Origin of the sequence: Peterkaempfera griseoplana (assembly GCF_001418575.1) — a bacterium.
Lineage (GTDB): Bacteria > Actinomycetota > Actinomycetes > Streptomycetales > Streptomycetaceae > Peterkaempfera > Peterkaempfera griseoplana.
Genome location: NZ_LIQR01000679.1, coordinates 1 through 6,350, shown reverse-complemented (window position 1 = coordinate 6,350; position 6,350 = coordinate 1). Strand labels below are relative to the sequence as shown.

At 72.8% G+C, this 6,350-nt stretch carries 3 protein-coding genes and 1 pseudogene; 1 reads left to right on the top strand and 3 read right to left on the bottom strand.

Going from position 1 to position 6,350, the window contains the following annotated elements; all coding sequences use genetic code 11:
• Nucleotides 1-242 precede the first annotated feature (242 nt).
• From ppdK to AOK09_RS35260, 3 genes are all read right to left on the bottom strand, one after another.
• On the bottom strand, nucleotides 243-2,960 hold the full coding sequence (gene ppdK, locus AOK09_RS35270; RefSeq protein WP_055591268.1) for a pyruvate, phosphate dikinase: 2,718 nt from the start codon (nucleotides 2,958-2,960) through the stop codon (nucleotides 243-245).
• A gap of 496 nt (nucleotides 2,961-3,456) precedes the next feature.
• Complete coding sequence (dusB, locus tag AOK09_RS35265) at nucleotides 3,457-4,632, bottom strand: tRNA dihydrouridine synthase DusB (protein ID WP_055591267.1); 1,176 nt, start codon at nucleotides 4,630-4,632, stop codon at nucleotides 3,457-3,459.
• Nucleotides 4,633-4,757: 125 nt separating this feature from the next.
• Nucleotides 4,758-5,240, bottom strand: a complete 483-nt coding sequence (locus AOK09_RS35260; RefSeq protein WP_055591269.1) for an NADAR family protein — start codon at nucleotides 5,238-5,240, stop codon at nucleotides 4,758-4,760.
• A 574-nt stretch (nucleotides 5,241-5,814) separates the two neighbouring features.
• Here AOK09_RS35260 and AOK09_RS35255 point away from each other — a divergent pair.
• Nucleotides 5,815-6,350, top strand: a pseudogene (locus tag AOK09_RS35255) (hypothetical protein); the annotation flags it as partial.

Genomic DNA, 6,350 nt, shown 5'->3' with positions numbered 1-6,350 from the left:
GGCGCCGCGTTACGGACCGGCCGGAAGCGCCCGGCCCGGCCCTGGTCCCGCCGGCCCTGCCCTCACGGTCCGGGGCTGCTCCGTCCGGGCCCGGCCCGCGCCCCGCCCCGGTGGCCCGTGGAATGCCGCCGGGGCGGGACCGGACGCCGTTGTCCGGCCCCGCCCCGGGGCTTGCCGTGCGGCGGAATCTCCTGCGCCGAGCTCCGCCGCACGGTGCGGGACGGCGACCGCGCTGCGTGGTGTCAGCGCGAGTCGCTGCCCGCCGTCTCTATGGCCGCACGGCCTGCCTCCAGCCGTGCCACCGGGATCCGGAAGGGGGAGCAGGAGACGTAGTCCAGCCCCACCTCGTGGAAGAAGTGCACCGAGTCCGGGTCGCCGCCGTGCTCGCCGCAGACGCCCAGCTTCAGTCCCGGGCGGGTGGCCCGGCCGGCCTCGGCGGCCCTGCGGACCAGGGAGCCGACCCCGTCGCGGTCGATGGTCTCGAACGGCGAGACCCCGAAGATGCCCTTCTCCAGGTAGGCGGTGAAGAAGGAGGCCTCGACGTCGTCGCGGCTGAAGCCCCAGACGGTCTGGGTGAGGTCGTTGGTGCCGAAGGAGAAGAACTCGGCGGCCTCGGCGATCTGCCCGGCCGTGACGGCGGCCCTGGGCAGTTCGATCATGGTACCCAGCGCGATGTCCAGGTCCACCCCGGTGGCGGCCCTGACCTCGGCCAGCACCTTCTCCGCGTCCTCGCGGACGATCTCCAGCTCCTGCACGGTGCCCACCAGCGGGATCATGATCTCCGGCCGGGGGTCGCCGCCCGCCAGCCTCCGCTCCGCGGCGGCCTCGGCGATCGCGCGCACCTGCATGGAGAACAACCCGGGGATCACCAGCCCGAGGCGCACACCGCGCAGGCCCAGCATGGGGTTCTGCTCATGGAGCCGGTGCACCGCCTGGAGCAGCCGCAGATCGTTCTCGTTGTGGTCCTTGCGGGCCTCGGCGAGGGCGACCCGCACCGACAGCTCGGTGATGTCGGGGAGGAACTCGTGCAGCGGCGGGTCCAGCAGCCGTACGGTGACCGGCAGCCCGTCCATGGCCTGGAAGAGCTCCACGAAGTCGCCCTTCTGCATCGGCAGCAGGGTGCGCAGCGCCGACTCCCGCTCGGCCTCGGTGTCGGCCAGGATCAGCTGCTCGACCTCCTTGCGCCGCTCCTCGCCGAGGAACATGTGCTCGGTGCGGCAGAGCCCGATGCCCTGGGCTCCGTAGCGGCGGGCGCGGGAGGCGTCGTCGGCGTTGTCGGCGTTGGCCCGTACCCGCAGCCTGCGGCGTACGTCGGCGTGCGCCATCAGCCGGTGCACGGCCTGCACCAGGCCGCCCTGCTCGTCGGCGCCGGCGTGCAGGGTGCCCTCGAAGTACTCCACCACCGGGGAGGGGACCACCGGGACCTCGCCCAGGTAGACCTTGCCCGTGGAGCCGTCGATGGAGATCAGGTCGCCCTCCTCGACGACCTGGCCGCCGGCGGTGGCGAAGCGCCGCTTCTTGGTGTCGACCTCCAGCTCCTCGGCGCCGCAGACACAGGTCTTGCCCATGCCGCGGGCGACCACGGCGGCGTGCGAGGTCTTGCCGCCGCGGGAGGTGAGGATGCCCTCGGCGGCGATCATGCCGTCCAGGTCGTCCGGGTTGGTCTCGCGGCGGACCAGGATGACCTTCTCGCCGGAGCGCGACCACTTGACGGCGGTGTAGGAGTCGAAGACCGCCTTGCCAACGGCCGCGCCGGGCGACGCGGCGATGCCCCAGGCCAGCCGCTCCGGCCGCTTCGCCCCCTGAGCGGGGCGCTCCTCCGCGAAGCGGGGGAACATCAGCTGGGCCAGCTGGGCGCCGTTGACCCGGTGCAGCGCCTCGTCCAGGTCGATCAGCCCCTGGTCGACCAGCTGGACGGCGATCCTGAAGGCGGCCGCGGCGGTGCGCTTGCCGACCCGGGTCTGCAGCATCCACAGCTTGCCGCGCTCAATGGTGAACTCGATGTCGCACAGGTCCCGGTAGTGGTTCTCCAGGATCTCCATGATCTGCATCAGCTGGTCGTATGACGCCTTGTCCAGCGTCTCCAGTTCGGCCAGCGGCACGGTGTTGCGGATGCCGGCGACCACGTCCTCGCCCTGGGCGTTCTGCAGGTAGTCGCCGTAGACGCCCTGGGTACCGGTGGAGGGGTCGCGGGTGAAGGCGACACCGGTGCCCGAGTCGGAGCCCAGGTTGCCGAAGACCATGGAGCAGATGTTGACCGCGGTGGCCAGGTCGTTGGGGATCCGCTCCTGCCGGCGGTAGAGCCGGGCCCGGTCGCTGTTCCAGGAGTCGAAGACCGCGTGGACGGCGAGGTCCATCTGCTCACGGGGGTCCTGCGGGAAGTCGCGGCCGGTCTCGCCGCGGACGATGGACTTGAAGTGCTCGACCAGCTCCCGCAGGTCGGCCGCGTCCAGGTCGAGGTCGTTGACCGTCCCCTTGGCCCGCTTGGCCTCGTCCAGCGCCTCCTCGAAGAGGTCGCCGTCCACACCGAGGACCGTCTTGCCGAACATCTGCACAAGGCGGCGGTAGGAGTCCCAGGCGAAGCGCTCATTGCCGGACTGGGCGGCGAGTCCGGCCACCGAGGCGTCGGACAGGCCGATGTTGAGGACGGTGTCCATCATGCCCGGCATGGAGAACTTTGCCCCGGAGCGCACCGAGACCAGCAGCGGGTCGTCGGCCTGGCCGAGCCGCTTGCCCATGGTCTGCTCAAGGGCTTCGAGGTACGCACTCACCTCGTCGCGCAGGCCGGCGGGCTCACTGCCGGACTCCAGGTAGACCTTGCACGCCTCGGTGGTGATGGTGAAGCCCGGAGGGACGGGCAGTCCGAGGTTGGTCATCTCGGCGAGGTTCGCTCCCTTGCCGCCGAGAAGATCCTTGAGGTCCTTGTTTCCCTCGGTGAAGGAGTAGACGAATTTCGGCACGGGTGATCTCCTCGCGCACGGGTCGCACGGTTGCCCTGACGGCGGAGAACATACCCATTTCGAAGGCTGCTCAGCGCAAGGGATATGCCGTCGGTGCGTCGACGGGGCGGCCGACCCGGCACTTCCATGCCTCCAGGGCTTCATCGCCTGCGTTTGTGAAATCGTCCCCTTGACGTTAGCGAACGTTCAGTTGTCGAAGTCAGGGACACGCGATGATCACATCCGCGGACCCATCGTGACACGCGATGGCACTCCGTGCCACTCGGCATTGATTACCTGGAGACAGCCGCCCGGATCCGCCGGAGCCCCCTTCGGGAAGCGATCCGCCCTTGGAACGCGGCCCGCCCGGGTGCGGAGGGCGTCAACGGCGGGGACATGTGTCAAGCGTCACGGGCCCCGTCTCATCTGGTGTACGCCCCGCAGCCGCCCGTTGTGCGCCCCACGGCGTCGACGGGCGCACCTTGGGGCGCCACTCGGGCCGGCCCTCGGCCGGCCCTCAGCCGCCCGAGGTGTCCGACTCCGCGTCGGCGCCGGGCACCGCGCAGTCGTACGGGTCGTCCAGCCAGCCCTCCGGCAGCACCACCCGGCGGTCCCCGGTGGTGCGGCCCCGCGGGCCGTCGGCGCCCTCGGGCCAGGGCTGCTCCAGGTCGAGGGAGCCCAGCAGCCCCTCCAGCTCGCCCAGCGAGGAGGCACCCGCCAGCTTCACCCGCATCTCCGACCCCACCGAGAAGCCCTTGGTGTACCAGGCCACGTGCTTACGGAAGTCGATCACGCCGCGGGCCTCGTCGCCGATCCACCGGCCCAGCAGTTCGGCGTGGCGCACCATCACCGCCGCCACCTCGCGGAAGGAGGGGCGCTGATAGTCCGCCTCCCCCTCGAAGACCGACACCAGGTCGCGGAAGAGCCACGGCCGCCCCAGGCAGCCCCGGCCCACCACCACACCGTCGCAGCCGGTCTCCCGCATCATCCGCAGCGCGTCCCCCGCCGACCAGATGTCGCCGTTGCCCAGCACCGGGATGTGCGAGGGGACCGCCTCCCGCAGACGGGCGATGGCCGACCAGTCGGCGGTGCCGCCGTAGTGCTGGGTCGCCGTCCGCCCGTGCAGGGCGACCGCCGCCACCCCCTCCTCCGAGGCGATCCGCCCCGCGTCGAGATAGGTGATGTGGTCGTCGTCGATGCCCTTGCGCATCTTGATCGTCACCGGCAGCGCACCGGCGTTGCCCACCGCCTGCCGCAGGATGTCCCGCAGCAGGTTCCGCTTGTACGGCAGCGCCGAGCCGCCGCCCTTGCGGGTCACCTTGGGCACCGGGCAACCGAAGTTGAGGTCCACATGGTCGGCGAGGTCCTCGTCGGCGATCATCCGCACCGCCCGGCCCACCGTCTCCGGATCCACCCCGTACAGCTGGATGGAGCGGGGCTGCTCGCTGGGGTCGAAGCGGATCAGCCGCATGGTCTTGCGGTCCCGCTCCACCAGCGCCCTGGTGGTGATCATCTCGCTGACGAACAGCCCCCGGCCGCCGCTCTGCTCCCGGCAGAGCGTACGGAACGGCGCATTGGTGATCCCCGCCATCGGCGCCAGCACCACCGGCGGCCACACCTGCATCGGCCCCACGCGCAGCGGCGCGAGGGCGCTCTCGGGCGCGGTGGCTGCGGGCTCTGCGACGGCGGTCATACGGGCGGTCCTCGGGGTGCACGGCGGGCGGTGGACCCCCATTGTCCCCCACCGGCACACCGGCCCGCAGAGTGTGCCGGCCCGCGCCCGCAGCGGCCCGCGGGAGCCCGTCCGGCCGCCCCGGCTCAGCCGAGGAGGCCGCGCGCCTCCATCAGGGCGAACCCCAGCAGGTTGAGGCCGCACCAACGGGCCGGATCGAAGGCCCGCTCGTCGTCGGCGACCAGGCCGATGCCCCACACCCGGTCCACCGGGCTGGCCTCCACCAGCACCCTGCGGCCGGTGCCCAGCAGATACCGGCGAAGACCGGGATCCTGACCGAACTTGGCGAGATTGCCCGCCACCACCAGCCGGAACCGCTCGCGCTCCCAGACCGCGTCGTCGAACCCGCGCACCAGCCGGCCCAGCTTCTTGGCCTCGGCGGGGGTGCGGGCGGAGAGTATTCGCCCGAGGGCCGCCTCGTCCCCGAACAGCCTGGCCTTGCCCGCCATCATCCAGTGCTCTGCGGAGGCGTACTCCACCCCCTCCACCGTGAACCGCGACGGCCACCACTGGCTGAGGCAGCCCGCGCCCACGCTGCCGTCCCGCTGCGGCTGGTGGCCCCAGAACATCAGGTACTTCGGCTGCACCCCGGCGGCCGTGAGACCTGTCAGCTCCTCGCGGCTGCGGGCGTCCGCAGGCTCGGAGAGCGGCGTCGGCTGCGTCTCGGAGGGCCGGGTCGGCTGCGTCGAGGAGGTCATGGGGCGATCCTGCCACCCGCCTACGACAATCGCGCCGGACGGCGGCCGCGCCCACCGGCGACCGGCCCCGGACCGCGACCGTGCCCACAGTCAAGAAGCGGCCCGGCAGTCGTCGCCGTGCCTGCCGCACGGGTGGCGGACGGCCTCTCACTGAGCGGTGCGCCGACGGGTTCGGGGGCCGTGACCCGGGGGGCGCCCGACGGGCGTAGGGTGCCTGCGACCGGATCTGACGGTTGATCGGTTCCGCTGCGGCCGATCACCGTGCGGAGCCGCGAAAGCTGATGGAAGCATCCGCGTAACCTGCCCGCTGTGTGCGCGGGGCAGGATGGCCACCGCCCCGGCCCGGGCGCCCGGTCGGACGCGAGCCGGAGCAGCGGTCGCGGCCGGTCGGGGGGCCGGCCGACGAGGGCCGGACCGCGAGAGCGTGCCGGCGGGAGGTCGCACCATGGCGGTTGACGGGGGATCGGATCCCCTGCGGATCGACGAGTTGCGCACGGAGCTCGACGAACTGCTGAGGGCGCGCCAGTACGCGGTGCAGCGCGAGCGGAGGCTCGCCGCCGGGCTGCGGCCGGCCGAGCACGGCTATGCCTCCCCGCCGCCCGCCCGGGACCGGGCCATGGTGCAGCAGCTGGCGCAGGCGCGGGCGTACCGGGAGCAGTTGGGCGCGGAGTGCCGCAGACTGAGCGACCGGCTGCTGGCGGCCGAGAAGCAGGCCCGGTGGACCTCGTTCACACCGGTCGAGCCCGAGCCCGGCACCGGCCCCGTACAGGAACCGGACGGCGGCCCCGGCGGTGACGCCGGACGGACGCCGGTACGGGCCCCCGGCGGTGCCCGGTACGACGGGACGTCCCCCGCACCGGACAGCGCACGGGTCGGGGCCCGCCCCGGCGGCGGACGCGGCGGCCCGGAGCCGGATCCCGGGCCGCCCGCTGCGCCGGACCGGCAGCGAGGCCGGTCCGCTCCCCCGCCCGGCCCCCGCAC